14 protein-coding genes are annotated in these 14,608 nt (G+C 54.3%); 7 read left to right on the top strand and 7 right to left on the bottom strand.

The genetic code is table 11. The annotated features are described in order from the left end of the window. The 4 genes from rsxC to add form a co-directional block, all read right to left on the bottom strand. Nucleotides 1-1,899 (bottom strand): electron transport complex subunit RsxC (gene rsxC, locus GTPT_RS11355; RefSeq protein ID WP_038011394.1); only part of this gene is annotated, 1,899 nt, incomplete at its 3' end. After that, nucleotides 1,892-2,470: an electron transport complex subunit RsxB gene (gene rsxB, locus GTPT_RS11350; RefSeq protein ID WP_029989582.1), complete on the bottom strand. Its 579-nt coding sequence runs from the start codon at nucleotides 2,468-2,470 to the stop codon at nucleotides 1,892-1,894. The genes rsxC and rsxB, both read right to left, overlap by 8 nt. Next, nucleotides 2,470-3,051: an electron transport complex subunit RsxA gene (rsxA, locus tag GTPT_RS11345; RefSeq protein WP_025901956.1), complete on the bottom strand. Its 582-nt coding sequence runs from the start codon at nucleotides 3,049-3,051 to the stop codon at nucleotides 2,470-2,472. The genes rsxB and rsxA overlap by 1 nt, the downstream gene beginning before the upstream one ends. Before the next feature lie 178 nt (nucleotides 3,052-3,229). Then, nucleotides 3,230-4,228 carry an adenosine deaminase gene (gene add / locus GTPT_RS11340; protein ID WP_029989585.1) on the bottom strand — a complete coding sequence of 333 codons (999 nt, stop codon included), beginning with the start codon at nucleotides 4,226-4,228 and terminating at the stop codon, nucleotides 3,230-3,232. Between the two features lie 230 nt (nucleotides 4,229-4,458). On the opposite strand from add, the gene GTPT_RS11335 reads away from it, so the two are divergent. Beyond that, on the top strand, nucleotides 4,459-4,707 hold the full coding sequence (locus GTPT_RS11335; RefSeq protein WP_029989586.1) for a hypothetical protein: 249 nt from the start codon (nucleotides 4,459-4,461) through the stop codon (nucleotides 4,705-4,707). Between the two features lie 136 nt (nucleotides 4,708-4,843). On the opposite strand, the gene GTPT_RS11330 is transcribed toward GTPT_RS11335, so the two are convergent. Beyond that, the gene (locus GTPT_RS11330; protein ID WP_025901959.1) at nucleotides 4,844-6,334 is read right to left on the bottom strand and encodes a YdgA family protein; all 1,491 of its coding nucleotides are present in this window, start codon (nucleotides 6,332-6,334) and stop codon (nucleotides 4,844-4,846) included. A gap of 415 nt (nucleotides 6,335-6,749) precedes the next feature. Between GTPT_RS11330 and fumC the strand changes: the two genes are divergently transcribed. After that, entirely contained in the window at nucleotides 6,750-8,147 is a 1,398-nt protein-coding gene (gene fumC, locus GTPT_RS11325; RefSeq protein WP_025901960.1) for a class II fumarate hydratase, read from the top strand. 9 nt (nucleotides 8,148-8,156) lie between these two features. Here fumC and tus read toward each other — a convergent pair whose 3' ends face one another. Next, nucleotides 8,157-9,089 (bottom strand): DNA replication terminus site-binding protein, encoded by a 933-nt coding sequence (tus, locus tag GTPT_RS11320; RefSeq protein WP_029991101.1) that lies wholly within the window; start codon nucleotides 9,087-9,089, stop codon nucleotides 8,157-8,159. Nucleotides 9,090-9,281: 192 nt separating this feature from the next. Here tus and GTPT_RS11315 point away from each other — a divergent pair, with 192 nt between their 5' ends. The 5 genes from GTPT_RS11315 (at nucleotide 9,282) to GTPT_RS11295 (ending at nucleotide 12,706) form a co-directional block, all read left to right on the top strand. Next, nucleotides 9,282-10,211 (top strand): ROK family protein, encoded by a 930-nt coding sequence (locus GTPT_RS11315; RefSeq protein WP_029991102.1) that lies wholly within the window; start codon nucleotides 9,282-9,284, stop codon nucleotides 10,209-10,211. A gap of 111 nt (nucleotides 10,212-10,322) precedes the next feature. Beyond that, on the top strand, nucleotides 10,323-10,817 hold the full coding sequence (locus tag GTPT_RS11310; protein ID WP_025901963.1) for an RrF2 family transcriptional regulator: 495 nt from the start codon (nucleotides 10,323-10,325) through the stop codon (nucleotides 10,815-10,817). Nucleotides 10,818-10,994: 177 nt separating this feature from the next. Continuing rightward, the gene (locus tag GTPT_RS11305) at nucleotides 10,995-11,345 is read left to right on the top strand and encodes a helix-turn-helix domain-containing protein (RefSeq protein ID WP_025901964.1); all 351 of its coding nucleotides are present in this window, start codon (nucleotides 10,995-10,997) and stop codon (nucleotides 11,343-11,345) included. Nucleotides 11,346-11,931: 586 nt separating this feature from the next. Then, entirely contained in the window at nucleotides 11,932-12,402 is a 471-nt protein-coding gene (locus GTPT_RS11300; RefSeq protein ID WP_029991104.1) for a ribonuclease domain-containing protein, read from the top strand. Nucleotide 12,403: 1 nt separating this feature from the next. Then, nucleotides 12,404-12,706 (top strand): barstar family protein, encoded by a 303-nt coding sequence (locus GTPT_RS11295; protein ID WP_051170876.1) that lies wholly within the window; start codon nucleotides 12,404-12,406, stop codon nucleotides 12,704-12,706. 605 nt (nucleotides 12,707-13,311) lie between these two features. On the opposite strand, the gene GTPT_RS11290 is transcribed toward GTPT_RS11295, so the two are convergent. Further along, nucleotides 13,312-14,574: a benzoate/H(+) symporter BenE family transporter gene (locus GTPT_RS11290; protein WP_071780138.1), complete on the bottom strand. Its 1,263-nt coding sequence runs from the start codon at nucleotides 14,572-14,574 to the stop codon at nucleotides 13,312-13,314. Between the last annotated feature and the right edge of the window lie 34 nt (nucleotides 14,575-14,608).

Raw genomic sequence — 14,608 nt, 5'->3', positions numbered from 1 at the left:
AGGGTTTTCAGCAGTGGTTTCGGCATCCGGCGCAGCCACTACCGGTTCACCGGCGTTATCCGCAGCCTGGGCGGCTTTCTTCGCTTTGGCGCGAGCAATGGCGGCAGCGACAGCGGCTTTACGCGGGTCTTCAGCAGCGGTTTCGGCAGCCGGCGCAGCCACTACCGGTTCACCGGCGGTATCCGCAGCCTGAGCCGCTTTCTTCGCTTTGGCACGGGCAATGGCGGCCGCGACAGCATCTTTTCGGTCATCAGTCTCTGTCCCGGCAGCGGCTTTTTCTGCCTGGCGGGTACGGGCCTGTGCTTTACGTGCTTCACGCTGAGCAATAACCTCAGAATTGTCCGGTGTACTACCGGCCTGAACAACGACATCACCTTCGGTGCCGGCAGATTTACTTTTCACTCTTTGCAGCGCGGCCGTTATTTGCTGTTGCTCACTGGCAGAAACACGACGTTTTGCTTCAGCATGGCGAGCTTCACGGGCCTCTTTATCCCGCTCCAGTCGTTGCTGACGGGCCTCGAAACGCGCCTTCGCTTCGGCGGTTCGCCGGGCTTCGAGATCGATCTCCAGCAGTTCAGCTTTTTCCTGACGGTAGTACTGTACCAGCGGAATATTGCTCGGGCAGACATAAGCACAGGCACCGCACTCAATGCAATCATTCAGGTGATAGGCTCTGGCTTTATCATGGTCACCGCCCTGACAGTACCAGTACAACTGCTGTGGCAACAGACCGGCAGGGCACGCATCGGCGCAGGCACTGCAGCGAATGCAGGACTGTTCCTCCTCGTTATTCCCCATTTCTGTGGCCGACGGGGCCAGCAGACAGTTGGTAATTTTCACCATCGGTACATCGAGTGAGGGCAGTGTAAAGCCCATCAGCGGTCCGCCCATGATCACCATCTGTTTGTCATCCGGGGTAAAGCCCGCGAATTGCAGAAGATGGCTGACCGGCGTACCGAGGCGTCCCCAGACATTACGTGGCTGGCTCAATGCTTCACCGGTCAGAGTGACGACACGCTCAGTCAGAGGCTCGCCATCAATAACCGCGCGTTTTACCGCATAGGCTGTTCCCACGTTTTGCATCAGTACACCGATATCAGCAGACCGCCCACCGTGCGGCACTTCACGCCCGGTCAGGATTTTGGTCAGCTGTTTTGCCCCTCCGGAGGGGTATTTGGTCGGAATAACGCGGATCTGTAAATCCGTATCATTGCCGAGGGCGGCTTTCAGGCTGCGGATAGCTTCAGGCTTATTATCCTCGATGCCAATCAGTACCTGATCAGCCTGCAGAATATGGCGCAGGATCCGGCTACCGGTCAGCACTTCTGCGGCATAGTCCTGCATCAGCCGGTCATCGGCGGTAATATAGGGTTCACACTCAGCAGCATTGATGATAAGGACCTTCACTCCGCTCAGGCCGCCTTTCAGTTTGGTGGCGGTCGGGAAACCGGCTCCGCCTAGTCCGGCGACTCCGGCCTCATGGATCCGGCGAATGAGCACCTGCCGGTCTGTCTGCAGGTAATCAGCGATTGGCTGACGCTCAATCCAGCGATCTTCCCCGTCAGGGCGAATAAATACCGAAGGCTCAGCCAGACCGGAAGGGTGGGCAGTCATATGCGGGGCAATGGCCGTCACCGTACCGGATGTCGGGGCATGTACCGGTAACATCCGTCCGTGTCCGAAGGTCAGGGGTTGTCCGCGTAAAACATGATCGCCGGGTTTGACCAGCAACTCACCTTCCTGACCGATATGTTGTTTCAGCGGAATGATCAACTGTGCCGGTAACGGGATTGCCGCTAACGGTGTACCGTTTGACTGGGTTTTCATCTCCGGCGGATGGATACCCCCTTTGAAGTCCCAGATTTTATCGGCACGAAAACGAGAAAACAGATTAAGCATGATGTTCTACCGGAATAACACGGACCGGGATGGTATTGAGATCCCATTTCCAGTTAGCAGTGGTGGCGGGGACCGGACGCATCTCGATACAGTCTGTCGGGCACGGGGCAACGCATAAGTCACACCCGGTACAAAGGTCGGTCAGTACCGTATGCATCGCACGTGTGGCTCCCACAATGGCATCGACCGGGCAGGCCTGAATGCACTTGGTGCAACCAATACAGTTGCTTTCGTCAATCCAGGCAACTTTACGTTCCGGGGCTTTGGCTTCTTCTCCGCCATCCACCGGCTGGGGTTCGACGTTCAGTAACGTGGCCAGTTTGAGCATGGTCTGCTCTCCACCGGGGGCACACTTGTTGATCATCTCACCGTGATTACCTACCGCGTCCGCGTAAGGGCGGCAGCCGGGATAGCCACACTGTCCGCACTGGCTTTGTGGCAGTAATTCGTCGATCTGTTCGACAATCGGGTCTTCTTCTACTTTAAAGCGGCGTGAGGCGTACCCCAGCAGAGCGCCGAATACCAGACCTAAGATACTCAGCGAAATAACCGCAATCCAGATAGCACTCATCAGAACTTCACCAATCCGCTGAAGCCCATAAAGGCCAGTGCCATCAGGCCGGCGGTGATCAGAGCAATAGAAGAGCCTTTAAACGGTGCCGGAACATTCGCCAGGACCAGACGTTCACGGATGCCGGCAAACAGCACCATGACCAGAGAGAACCCAAGCGAAGCGCTGAACCCGTAAAGCGCGGCCTGCAGGAAGGTATGCTTCAGGTTCACACTCAGCAGAGGAACTCCCAGTACCGCACAGTTAGTGGTGATCAGCGGCAGGAAGATCCCCAGCAGGCGGTAAAGTGACGGGCTGGTTTTACGTACCACAATTTCTGTGAACTGTACGGTGACTGCGATCACCAGGATATATGCCATGGTACGCAGATAGACCAGGTCCAGAGGAACCAGAATAAGGTGATTCACCAGCCACGCGCAGATGGAGGCCAGAGTAATTACAAAGGTTGTCGCCAGTCCCATCCCGATGGCGGTTTCCAGCTTTTTGGAAACACCCATGAAGGGGCAGAGGCCGAGAAACTTCACCAGCACAAAGTTATTCACTAACACTGTGCCAATAAAGAGCAATAAATAATCAGTCATTGTCGTGCCATGGGTTTTGAAAGGTGAGTATTATCAGGGATCAGGCTGGCTATAACAACCTTGTTAAATCTTTTGCTACGGGGTATCGCACTCAGAATTAAATTATTGAACAATTACACATCAATATGCCGGCGGAAAACGATGACGGCCCCGCAAAACAGGGCCGTTAACGGGCGACTTAACCGGCAACTTTGCGGCGCAGTGCCTGTTTTTCTTCAGCACTCAGAAACGCCATATACAAGCCGTTCTCCTGTGCCTGACGAATTTCGTCGGCATTCAGACCGGCAGCCGGAGCGGCAACCTGATATTCATGAGGTAATTCAATGCCCTGAACCGCCGGGTCATCGGTGTTAATACATGCCATCACACCGTGTTGCAGGAATTGTTTCAGCGGATGTACATCCAGTGACGCTACGGTGCTGGTCTGAATATTGGACGTCAGGCAGGATTCAATACCAATACCATGTTCAGCCAGATAATCCATCAGGGCCGGGTCCTGAATGGCTTTAACCCCATGACCAATACGTTCTGCACCCAGTTCATGAATAGCCTGCCAGATACTTTCGGGACCTGCGGCTTCGCCGGCATGGACGGTGACACGGAAACCGGCATCACGGGCGCGGGTGAAATGATTCAGAAACTGATCCCCCGGGAACCCCAGTTCATCGCCGGCCAGATCGACGGCAGTGATATGGTCGCGGTGCGCCAGCAGGCCTTCCAGTTCCTGCAGGCAGGCTTTATCACCGAAAGTACGGCTCATAATACCGATCAGTCTGACCTGGACGCCATAGTGTTCACAGCCCTGGCGAACCCCTTCGATAACGGCTTCTACCACACCCTCTACCGGCAGACCGTGACTCATCGCCATATAGCCTGGTGAGAAACGCAGCTCAGCATAATGGATATTAGCTTGCGCCAGGTCAGCGACGTTTTCAAACGCCACACGCCGACAGGCCTCAAGACTGCCTAAGACTTTGACACCCCAATCGAGTTTTTGCAGAAAGCTGACTAAGTCCGGTTGGGTAGACATCACCTGAACATGGGGCAGCAGAGAGGGAAGATCATTGGCAGGTAAGGCAATATTAAATTCTCTGCCCAGCTCCAGAATTGTGTTAGCTCTGATATTCCCGTCAAGATGACGGTGGAGGTCTGTCAGGGGAAGTGTGGTATCGATCATCGTGCACCCGGATTAGTTTTAAAAAGTGCGGCACATTATAAAAATATCCGGGGGTAAAATGCCAGAGATTTACCATCTGATTTAGCGGGGAGGAGGGTTATCTGACTGAATAATAGGCCATTAAATGATATTAATCCTTGCTATGTGTAAGGCTATATCGATTAGTATATTCGATTGAATGGATAAATATTTCGCAATATAGTAAAGGAGGTCAATCGGGGGTCAGTAAAATGTTAAAAGATTATCTTAAAATTGATGAAGGCGACCAGCTGGAACATGCTGATGTTGTTAAGCTGAAAAATCGTGGTCAGGAAGAAGTTAATCAATGGATTATCGTGGATAAAGACGGTGCACATAAGGGTACGGTTTCACTCTATGACAAACTGAATTGCCGTCGTTCCTATTCAGCCAATTATCGTATCACTCAGCGTGACCTGAGCGGTCGCATTGTGGTTGACCGCCTGACGGATGCGCTGTAAACGTCTCCGGTAAATACGGATAGCCGCTGCCGGCTGAAAGCAGCCATTTTCCGGTCAAAAAAAACGAATCCCCGGGGATTCGTTTTTTTATGGGCGTATAGTCAGGTGCCGTTGAACAGCGCCTGACAACAGGCTTTTACTCGCCGGTAGCCGCGTCTGCCGGAACATACTGCTGGATAAACTGTTCCAGTGGCATCTTCTGACCATTCACGGTGACATCACCCTGGCTGTATTGCAGCGCAGAGACAATGTCGTCTCCTTTGACGGTCGCCAGATGGAACATCTGTCCCATGGCAGATAATCCCTGAATCTGTTGTGACGCCAGTTTTCCGGCATCTTCAATGCTATATCCCTGAGACTGTCCGATGATACTCAGTAATTGCTGAGCCATAGGCATATTCACAGACAGGGTGGCATTCAGATTTTTCATATAACCGTCGGCCACCTGGCCCAGTGATTGCGGTGCTGTGGTCACGGTAGACGGGTCGTTAAAATCAGCTTTTAGTGAGAACCGGCTTTCACCTTTCTCATTTTTCAGCGTCAGTGAATCGACAGAAAACTCCGGTGCACCTTTCAGTATCAGTGGCAGATTCTGCAGAATGGTTTCGTTGACAGATTGCTGCATTGCCTGAGGATCGTCCTGCTGACCACTGGCGATATCGGCCAGGTTCTGTTTCACCACAGCATTGTAGTTGTCATAGAACTGTTTCACTGAGGCCGTATCGAAATTATTCAGCGATACGGTTAACGCGGCACTGCCCAGGGTTTGCTGTTTCAGCTGCACTTTATCGATAACATAATTGATTTTGCCGCCGGTTTTGCCCGCCTTGTTATCAAAGTCGCTGTTCATATTCACACCGGACACAGAAAGTACCGGCTGAGCATTAACCGCGGTAGAGAGTGATTTCAGCGTCAGTTTCTGGCTGCCCAGACGTAAGCCTTCCGGGCTGAGATGGGTATCACCGGAGAAATCAAGCCCGGCAATGGTCATATCCACCGGCAGGTTACTGTCGTTTTTGAACTGTGCAGCCACGTCGCCGACATTCGCGCTGAAACGGATGTTATTTTGCTGACCATCCGCCGCCAGAGTAAAGACAGAAGGCTGTGCCGAAATTTTCCCGGTATTGTCGGTATAATTCAGCGCAGTGACGTCGAAAGTCGTATCACTGGATTTATCATAGCCGAGGCGGGTTTCTGCACTGACCGGGGACTGCCCGTTACTGAGGCTGAACAGCCCTTTCACTGTATCATTATTTACCAGCTCAGAATGCACTGAAGCCGCGGCCGGGACCAGGTTCAGGTGTTTCAGTTGTGACAGCGGGAAGGGGCCGTGATCGATCGTTTCGCTGAAGATCACTTTCTGACCTGGCGCCAGAGGATCATCCTGAGTCGCATTACTCCCCCCCTGTAAAACCAGCTGAACGTGTGAACTGAAAATACCGCGACGGAAATCCTGCTGAGTCAGCACAAGGTGACTATCAGGCAGGTATTGAGCAATCTGCTGATTAGCACCATCAACCAGCTGACCCATATTCGCTTCGATCTGTTTTCCGGTATACCAGGCGGTACCGGTCCAGACCACACCCAGTGCAATAACCACACCCAGAGCAATTTTTGTCTTCTTCATCACCGAGTTGTCCTTTTATCTCTAAATTTCAGCCTCTGACCCGTGAATACCGCTTACTGCTGATCCCGGCAGCCCGCTTTCCCGCCGGACTTTCGCCGGAATATCCGGTCGTCAGAAGGCTCGTTCTTCACGGATTTTCCGTCGTTCAGTGATAACGATAGCATTTTTTCAGGCACAAGCCGAACAGAAGGTGAACGGCAGTGTATCAGAGGGCGGCCAGTGCTTTTTCCGCGGGCCCTGGTTGCGGAGGTAACAGGATGTTCTACGGTTACAGAGAGGCATTTTCGCCTGATGGCAATGCCTGTTCGCAGGCAGGTGCATAATGTTAACTGATTATTTCTTTGTACCGCGTCGGCCGTGCTGTCCCCGGGTCGTCGTCCCGAAATGCCTGTCTGTATAACTTCAGGAGAGTGAAATGGCAGTTCAGCGAATTGAAAAAGATTCCATGGGTGAAATTGACGTTCCGGCCAGCCAGCTTTGGGGGGCTCAGACACAGCGTTCTCTGGAGCATTTCCGTATCTCATCGGAAAAAATGCCGAAAGCCCTGATAGAGGCATTGGCCATTACCAAGCGCGCCGCTGCCGGCGTCAATGAGTCGCTGGGGCTTCTGCCTGCGGAAAAAAGTCAGGCGATTATTGCTGCCGCCGACGAAGTCCTGGCCGGTAAACATGATACGGAATTTCCGCTGGCTGTCTGGCAAACCGGCTCCGGTACCCAGACCAACATGAATATGAATGAAGTGCTGGCAAACCGCGCCAGTGAACTGCTGGGCGGTGAACGCGGGATGTCCCGGCGGATCCACCCGAACGATGATGTGAATAAAAGTCAGAGCTCTAACGATGTGTTTCCGACAGCCATGCATATTGCGGCGGTGATTGCTTTGCATAAGACACTGTTAGTTCAGCTCAAAAAGATCACAGCGGCACTGCAACAGAAATCCCGGGCGTTTGCGGATATCGTGAAAATCGGGCGCACACACCTGCAGGACGCGACGCCACTGACGCTGGGCCAGGAAATCTCTGGCTGGGTGGCGATGCTGCAGCATAATCAGCGACACCTGGAAAACTCTCTGCCTCATCTTGCCGAACTGGCACTCGGCGGAACGGCTGTCGGTACCGGATTGAATACCCATCCGCAGTATGCGGTAAACGTTGCCAGTGAAGTGGCGGCATTCACCGGGCTGCCCTTTGTGACCGCCCCGAATAAGTTTGAGGCGCTCTCTGGCTGCGACGCACTGGTCCATGCCCACGGCGCACTGAAAGGGCTGGCTGCCTCGATGATGAAGATTGCGAACGATGTGCGCTGGCTTGCTTCCGGCCCGCGTTGCGGGATCGGGGAACTGTCAATCCCGGAAAACGAGCCGGGCAGTTCTATTATGCCCGGCAAAGTGAATCCGACACAGTGTGAAGCGATGACAATGCTGTGTTGTCAGGTCATGGGGAATGATGTGGCTATCAATATCGGCGGAGCCTCCGGTAACTTTGAACTGAACGTCTACCGGCCGATGATTATCCACAACTTCCTGCAGTCGGTCCGGCTGCTGGCAGATGGGATAGACAGCTTCACCCGGCATTGTGTGGAAGGGATTGAGCCAAACCGGCCACGCATTGAACAGTTACTGAATGACTCACTGATGCTGGTGACCGCTCTGAATACTCATATCGGTTATGATAAAGCCGCCGACATCGCCAAAACAGCGCATAAGCAAGGGCTGACCCTGAAGGCGGCGGCATTGCAACTGGGTTATCTCACTGAAGAAGAGTTTGACCAGTGGGTCAGGCCGGAGGAGATGGTTGGCAGCCTGAAAGCATAACTTTCAGGCTCAGCTGGCGGCAGCGTCAGGATCCAGCCACAGCCATAGCCGCGGGATCAGTAAGGTCATCGCACGGGCGGCGGGTTTGTGGCGGTGTGTAATGCTGTTCTGATCATAATCATTCAATTCCCCGGTGACGGGGATGCGGGACGTTTCACTGCAGAACAGTAATGGCGTCGGGCAGGGCAGTTGTCGCTGTTTACGGCTGCCTTCCGCGCGCAGCCGGGCGATGGGCTGAACTTTAACCGGCCGTTTTATCTTTAAGGGGGCATCTGCCGGCAAAGACAAAAGCGTTTCCAGCTCCTGTGCGACTTTTTCGGCCCACTGCTCCCGCGTCCATGGCGCACGTGCCCGTCCTGCCTTCAGGCTTTTTTCCAGCTGCCGGCAGATGTCATCCCGGGTCACCTTTTTAATGATATGTTTGTTTGCCCAGCCAAAATGGACCGAGGCCGGAGCCGGTTCCAGAGTGACAGAACGATAGGCATTCAGGGTAATCAGCCCTGGAAAATGCTGGTGGACAAACGGAAAGCGCGCTTCGGAAGGCAGGCCGGAATCCCGGGAGATCAGTCTTTCCAGCTGCTGTTTCAGGCGGTTTATTTCGCAGGTCTGGTCCTGCAATGCGCTGAGGCAAGCTTTATCCGCCTGGAAAAAGAGTGCGCCCGGCAGTCTGACGGCAGACCGGGTACTCAGGCTTTCAGACTGCTGTTGCATAAACAGTAATTTCAGGTGTTCCAGCGCCAGCCGTCGTGCGGTGGTGCCGCTATAGAGATGGACAGGGATCGTCTCCAGCGGTAATTGTTCATCACCTTTTTTCACTCCCGGCAGAGTGAAGACGCGGGCTGCCAGTAAGGGCAATGCCTCCAGCGCCAGGGACAGTTCGCCCAGCCGCTGCTCCATTTCATCAATACACTGACGCATTTCAGAGACCAGGGTATACCGCATAAGACTCACCTCAGTTTGCTTGTAAATTAGTTACAACATACTATTGTCTGCACAATTGTCGCGGAATGCAAGTCTCTGCGGTTTTCATCGTCAGGCAGGGAACAAAGGCCACCGCGGGCGACGACCGATATCCCCCACGGAATATTCCCTCTATACTGCGGCCAGGAGAATATGCGGTGAAGGGGAGTGATAATGAACAAAGCAGTCATGTGTTTCGATGTGGGCGGAAGTTTTATTAAAAGTGCGGTGTATCACGGCGATAACTCCTTAACGGAGATGGGTAAAGTTCCTATGCCGGCGGAGGACTGGCCTGCGTTCTGCCAGGCATTACAACAGTTACTGAACGCTGCCGCACCGCAACTGGCTGACGATTCCCCGGTGGCTGTTTCTGCGGCCGGTGTGGTTGACCCGCGAACCGATACCATACTGGCCGGAAACATTCCGGCGTTTCGCGGCCGAACCGTCGCGCGCGAGCTGAGTGTTTTTTTACAGCGACAGGTGGTGATTGCCAATGATGCCGACTGTTTTACACTGGCAGAGGCTTCTGCGGACGCCGGTGATAGCCCGTCCATTCTGCTGGGGATCATTCTCGGCAGTGGTGTCGGCGGGGGGCTGGTCATTAATCAGCAGATTATCAGTGGTGCCGGGGGCCTGACGGGTGAGTGGGGCCACGGACCGATAACGCGGACAGAATTCGATTACCAGGGGCAAACGCTGCATTTGCCGCGTCTGCGCTGTGGCTGCGGACAATACGGGTGTCTTGATACTCTGGGCGGCGCCAGGGGGCTGGAGCGTCTGTATCTGCATCTGCTGGGACGTTCTGCAGATAGCCGGACCATCATTGAACAGTGGCAGAACCACTCTGCTGATGCCCTGAAAGTGGTGACTCTCTGGAGCCAACTGGTCAGTGAAGTGCTGGCGGTGGTGGTGAATACTCTGGGGCCGGACAGAATTGTGGCCGGAGGAGGTCTGGCTTCAGTACCGGAGCTGATGAGCCTGCTGGATGAGGAACTGAGATCCAGGATCTTACGTCCCTGTCACGGGCCGTTAATCACCCGGGCCCGTTATCAGCAGCAGGGGGGATTAGTGGGGGCTGGCAGACTGGCGAGAGGGCTGACTTAAAGTTCTGTGCGGTCCGGGCCGGGGGTTGCTTCTCACGTCAGGGATAGTTTGTTAAACTTGAGAATGTTTCAGAACGTATAGTTTAAAGTATCACCTCTCAGAGGAACCGGAATGTTAGATTATCGCTTTCCTACAGCACTACAGATGGTACTGAGTGTTGCTATGGCAGAGCAGCACGGAAAACGCTCGACCAGTGCTATCCTCGCGCAGGGCATGGAATCAAACCCCAGCCTGATCCGCAAACTGATGGTACCCTTAACCCGTGATGGCATTATTGCCACCACCCTCGGGCGTACCGGATCTATCCACCTGGCCCGACCGGCTGAGGATATTTCGCTGCGTGATATCTATCTGTCGGTCACGGATGAGAAAAAGCTGCTGAATTCACGTCCGGATGTGAAGAAACCCTGCTGTGTGGTCAGCGCCAATGTCTGCTGGTATTTTAAATCGCTGGCAGAAGAGGCTGAGCAGGCCTCACTGAATGTATTGGCGAAGCGTTCGGTCGCAGATGCTCTGGCCGAAATCACGGTACGGGCAAAAGCCAACCCGCCTGTGGCTGAATACAACGCCGCAGATCATCGTGTGAGCGAAATCCCCGACAGTTAATCTCCCCGTGGCAGCAGGTATCCTCCTGATGTCACGGCACTTTTCATGTATTGCCTGAATATCCCCTGCGTCTGTAAGGCATTTAATGCAACTATTATGTTTGCATTTTAGCGATTATTGGCGCACCATTAAATGCAACTGCAACAGATACTATTTCTTTAAGTCCGGATGGAGAGACTGATGAACAGCGCTTTTTTCAACGACCTAATCAGCTGGATCGATAATCACATTGAAAACCGGTTAAACCTGGATCTGGTAGCGGAAAGGGCAGGTTACTCAAAATGGCATCTACAGCGGATGTTCAAAGAACACACCGGTTATGCCCTCGGCGAATACATTCGTAAGAAAAAGCTGGAAAAATCAGCATGCCGTCTGACATCCACCAATGACCCGATCCTGACCGTGGCTATTTCGATGGGCTTCGATTCCCAGCAATCCTTTAACCGCAGCTTTAAGCGGGAATTTGGTATGGCTCCGGGTACCTGGCGTCGTTCTTCCGCACCCGGCAGCACGCAATACCTGCATTAAGCACGGCGCCCGCCGTGCCAGTCCCCGCTGACAGACTATGCGCCACACCAGGGCAAACTGAGTGACTGATGCAGCGGGTAGCCGCCGCCCGCAATAATGTCCTTAGTTATTGTATTTAGCGGACAGATACCGACAGACTTCTGGCATAACAGACTATGCGCCACACCAGGGTAAACATAGCACCAGTGAAGTCTGCCGGTATCACCGGTACGCTTTAATTGCTCTATTATCTTTTCCCGGCAATTCATGGTGCTTTTCTTACGTCCGGGATTATCAGGGCGGGAATAGCCGTAAATATGCCGCGACGGTCCATTTGGGATGCAGGTGAGCAGGCAGGGGGAATTACTCTGCCTTAATGACACAACGCCTGTGATCATCCCCTTATGCATTCACTCCCATAGTTTCATCACACTCGCCACTGCTTCGCTGAATAAGTCTGGTCAGACATTTCCCGAAGCGTTCTGCGCGGGTATCTCTGCACCCGACCGTGACCCTTTCAGGGTTTCAACATACTGACACAGAACGAGCGCTGACAGCGGGTACAGATTAAAGGTATAGTCACTCCGGTTTATTTAAGGGAATGATTATGTCTAAAAAACTTTGGGGCGCATTAGTTATCGCCCTGATTGCCAGTTGGCTCGGAATTAAACCGGCTTTACATGGCTCTTCACCCGTCGGGCCGACGACCCGTACGCATAATTCGGCGCAGGGAGGTGTCAGTGATATCACTGCAGAAACCGCGCCACAGAAAGTCGCCGCCTGGATCCATCAGTACCATCGCTTACCGGACTACTACATTCGCAAAGGGGAAGCCCGCCATGATGGATGGGATCCTTCGGATGCGAACCTGTGTGACGTCCTGCCGGGGAAAGCTATCGGTGGCGACCATTTTTCTAACCGGGAAGGGCGGCTTCCGGATGCAGCGGGGCGCCGGTGGTACGAAGCCGATGTCAATTATCGTTGCGGGCACCGTAATGCAGACCGTTTGCTCTATTCCTCTGACGGGCTGGTATTTCTGACCACCGATCACTACCGAACCTTTACAAGGATCCCCTGAAATGCTGACTATTGTTTTTGATTTCCGCGAAATCACCAGCAGAACGGCGTTTTATCAGCATCTGGTGCGGCACAGCCATTGCCCTCCGGAATTCGGGAACAATCTGGATGCACTCTGGGACTGGCTGACCGGCGGAATGGCGTTACCGGCAGTGTTCCGGCTGGAGTCTCCATCCCGTGTAACGGCAGAGCTGGCGCCGGTGCTGGCAGTGCTGCGGGAAGCCTCCGGGGCGCTGGAAGGCCGGTTATCGCTGGTGACCGAAGAACCTGCCGGGGATGTCAGTCAGCGGCGGCCTGCTGAATAATCCGGAAGACGGCGGGAGGATTGGCCGGTGGTCATCCTCCTGTCGTCCGCCCGGGCTCAAATCTGTCCGGGAGGTACAGTCCCCGCAGATCGAATGTTATCCCCGGTTCCGTCACCCGTCCGATTAACCCTGTTCATTCTGGAATGACACGCACCTGCCTGCGGTCTTCAGTGCAGGGTTCGCTTCCCGCGCTTCTGAACTTTGTAAACTACTTCATGCTGCAAAAGCCGGGAGCCGCACAACCTTCAGCAGGGCAGATCAGTGGCTCACCCACAAAACAGAACTCGCCAGCTTTCAGTGGCCGGGACGATATCGCGATGGCGCTATTTGTGACGTGACCAGAGGGGCTTGCGGTCATAGGCTACAGAGCGCCGGCTTCCGGGGGGCTCAGTGATCAGGGGAAGTGACGCCGTCACTTTTATCCCGCACCACCCTGACGGCGGCGATATCCTCACCCGATGATCACAGGACAATGACCGGCCAGCCAGAGTGCGACTGGCCCGGGAATACAGGCAATTTTCCGACCAGTCCGGCATAACGCTGCCAGTCCGGCCCCTGACGGGCTATGAATCACCCGCACTGGCACGGGTTGCGCAGTCGAGGAGTTATTTTTTGACCGCATGCCCGACACCTTTACGACGGAAAGGTTTTTTCCAGCGGTAACCGGTGGTGCGGGTCGATGCGCTATGAACTGTTACGACCCGTCGGCTGAGCATAATATGACAGAGGCCACCGCCGATCATTCCCCAGAAGGCCGGGCCGATACCGGCGACAGAAACACCGGAGGCGGTGATAAGAAAAGTCACTATCGCCGTATCACGTTGTTCAGGGCGTTCCAGACAGCGGTGCAGGCTGGCGGCCAGAGGCGTCAGTAAGGCCAGGCCTGCCACGGTATGGATAAAAACAGGGGGGAGAGTGCTGAACAAAAGTGCAATCGCTGAACCAAATGCGCCGGTCACCAGGTAAAACAGGCCGGCTATTGCCGCCGCGATCCAGCGTTGATTACGTTGCGGATGGACGTCTTCGCCCATACAGATGGCGGCGGTGATAGCCGCAATACAGACAGAAAAACCGCCAAACGGAGAGAGTAACAGGGCAACCGCGCCGGTAATGGTGGTGACCTGTGAGACCGGTACCGGATAACCATGAGCATTCAGCGTAGCGATGCCAGGCGCGTTTTGGGAGGCCATACTGACCAGGAAATAGGGCAGACCGACGCCCAGTAACAGCGGCAGATTTATCGACGGACTGATAAATACCGGGGCCGACAGGTGCCAGCTAACGCCTGACAGAGAGGTTTGCCCCTGAACGATGATCACCAGAGCTCCGGTCAACAGGGTGAAAAACACTGCATAACGGGGTGACCAGCGGCGGGCCAGCAGAAAACTCAGACACATCGCCAGACAGAGGGGCAAATTTTGCTGCAGTCCGCTGAAGGTCTGTAATCCGAAGTGCAACAGGATCCCTGCCAGCATCGCGGATGCGATAGAGGCAGGAATATAACGCATCAGTTTTGAAAATACCCCGCTGACGCCGCAGATAACGATCAGCAGATTCGTGAAGATAAACAGTCCGATAGTATCGGAGAGACTGACGCCGTTGAGACTGGTTGCCAGCATGGCAGCTCCCGGAGTAGACCACGCGGTAAGGATCGGCATCCGGTAACGCAGTGAAAGACCGAAAGAGGTGATCCCCATCCCGACCCCCAGCATCCCCAGCCAGCTACCGGTTAATGCAGTATCTGCACCGGCGGCCCGGGCCGCCTGAAAGATAATGGCGGCCGAACTGGCATAGCCGACAAGTACGGCAACAGCGCCGGAAATAACCATCGGTAAGGTGATCGCCGGTAAACGGGAATGCAGGGACATCAGTCAGACTCCGGGTTAAAGAGGAGCACAACAT

It is taken from the genome of Tatumella ptyseos ATCC 33301, assembly GCF_000735525.1.
GTDB lineage: Bacteria > Pseudomonadota > Gammaproteobacteria > Enterobacterales > Enterobacteriaceae > Tatumella > Tatumella ptyseos.
This window is presented reverse-complemented; position numbering and strand designations above follow the sequence as displayed.

Excerpts from the sequence above, each read along its gene's own strand:
- rsxB (WP_029989582.1), bottom strand. The coding sequence starts at position 2,470 with ATGAGTGCTATCTGGATTGCGGTTATTTCGCTGAGTATCTTAGGTCTG.
- rsxA (WP_025901956.1), bottom strand. The coding sequence starts at position 3,051 with ATGACTGATTATTTATTGCTCTTTATTGGCACAGTGTTAGTGAATAAC.
- add (WP_029989585.1), bottom strand. The coding sequence starts at position 4,228 with ATGATCGATACCACACTTCCCCTGACAGACCTCCACCGTCATCTTGAC.
- GTPT_RS11335 (WP_029989586.1), top strand. The coding sequence starts at position 4,459 with ATGTTAAAAGATTATCTTAAAATTGATGAAGGCGACCAGCTGGAACAT.
- GTPT_RS11330 (WP_025901959.1), bottom strand. The coding sequence starts at position 6,334 with ATGAAGAAGACAAAAATTGCTCTGGGTGTGGTTATTGCACTGGGTGTG.
- fumC (WP_025901960.1), top strand. The coding sequence starts at position 6,750 with ATGGCAGTTCAGCGAATTGAAAAAGATTCCATGGGTGAAATTGACGTT.
- tus (WP_029991101.1), bottom strand. The coding sequence starts at position 9,089 with ATGCGGTATACCCTGGTCTCTGAAATGCGTCAGTGTATTGATGAAATG.
- GTPT_RS11315 (WP_029991102.1), top strand. The coding sequence starts at position 9,282 with ATGAACAAAGCAGTCATGTGTTTCGATGTGGGCGGAAGTTTTATTAAA.
- GTPT_RS11310 (WP_025901963.1), top strand. The coding sequence starts at position 10,323 with ATGTTAGATTATCGCTTTCCTACAGCACTACAGATGGTACTGAGTGTT.
- GTPT_RS11300 (WP_029991104.1), top strand. The coding sequence starts at position 11,932 with ATGTCTAAAAAACTTTGGGGCGCATTAGTTATCGCCCTGATTGCCAGT.
- GTPT_RS11295 (WP_051170876.1), top strand. The coding sequence starts at position 12,404 with ATGCTGACTATTGTTTTTGATTTCCGCGAAATCACCAGCAGAACGGCG.
- GTPT_RS11290 (WP_071780138.1), bottom strand. The coding sequence starts at position 14,574 with ATGTCCCTGCATTCCCGTTTACCGGCGATCACCTTACCGATGGTTATT.